The 1,377-nt window shown below is 44.5% G+C and carries 1 protein-coding gene; it reads right to left on the reverse strand.

Annotated elements, in window-relative coordinates:
* Positions 1-168: 168 nt before the first annotated feature.
* Positions 169-1,287 carry a nicotinamide-nucleotide amidohydrolase family protein gene (locus tag WMO25_RS18030; RefSeq protein WP_349086602.1) on the reverse strand — a complete coding sequence of 373 codons (1,119 nt, stop codon included), beginning with the start codon at positions 1,285-1,287 and terminating at the stop codon, positions 169-171.
* Positions 1,288-1,377 lie beyond the last annotated feature (90 nt).

The following is a 1,377-nucleotide window of genomic DNA, read 5'->3' on the forward strand; positions in this document are numbered from 1 at the left end:
ATACCAGGTACCTGTTACTTTACAGATATCTCCTACTTCGTATTCCATTGTATAATCATCTTTTTTCTTTATGATCTTTACTTGTTTCATGTTCTTCTCCACTTCTTCTGATTCATTACAATTCCCGCTTTTTCCGCACCGCTTCATTCGCTTTCCGTTTCACCGGATTCATCCGGACACCTGATTCACCCTCGACACCAATACATCCAGAATCTCCTTTGCAACTGCCAGTTTGTAAGTCAGTCTTGTAGGCTGCACTGCCAGTTCAATATAATAGGACTTCATGTCTCCGTTAATCACAATTGCAAAATACACCTGCCCAGGACCGGATGCATCCGGATTAGCCGGATCTATATTTCCCATGGTCCCTGTCACACCGATACCGATATCCGCTTGATAAGTTTTCGCACAGGCTGCTGCCATTGCCTCTGCTGTTTCCTTGGAATAGACCGTATACCTGTCAAGTATGTCGGCCGGCACCCCCTGCATAACTTTTGCCTCATTGCAATAAGTCACAAAAGCCCCCTTGAATACCGCCGAAGAACCCTCTGTATCAGTGATCAACGAAGCAATCTGACCGGAAGTCGCACTCTCCATGGTCGTGATCGTCATTTTCTTCTCTATCAGAAGTTTCGTCAATTGCCTGTATCCTTTCCTGACCGCTGCCTCCTCGTATTTTGCTCTATTATTCTCGGAGATTGCCTTTGCAATCACCAAACCGCCGCATTTATCACCCATGTCCGGCTTCTTCAAATTCTCTGTATATTTTTCAACCATACCTTTAAATTCTTCTTCAACATCCCTGTAAGGCCTTTCTCTGAAATCCGGTTCCGACATCAATATAGGCGTCTGTCTGCGTTCTTCTCCCGGCATCATTATTCTAAGTTCATGCTCCATCATCTCATCATCAATCTGCTTGCAGAACTTTTTCTCTTCGGGTGTCAGATCCGCCAATTCAAAATAATCATAAATGACATCCATGATCTGTGCCTCGATGTCCAGATAATTCGTCAGATAAGGTTTCACCGGCCGGATAATATCCGCAATATAAGCCTCACTGGCGTCATGCAGCAAACATGCCAGAACAATTCGCCCCGACCATCCTCTGGCAGCTGCTTCACTGGCACAATTCATCGAATGCTGCGCCACCGAAAAAAAATAGCGGATATGCCCACCGCCCCTGCAAACCAGGCTTAGTGCATGGGCAATATCCTCCACACAAACATCCTGTTTCATCATCTTCAGCGGATCAAAAATCCGCCCGGTAAAAGTATTCATTGCACTCATCTCATTTTTCTCCTAAACACTTCTTCTGTCATATTCATTCGTTTATCAGCTCCTTGAATAGTCAGAATACTGTCTTTAATCAAATTTGTT

It is taken from the genome of Coprococcus intestinihominis, from assembly GCF_040096555.1.
In the GTDB taxonomy this organism is placed as follows: Bacteria; Bacillota; Clostridia; order Lachnospirales; family Lachnospiraceae; genus Coprococcus_A; species Coprococcus_A intestinihominis.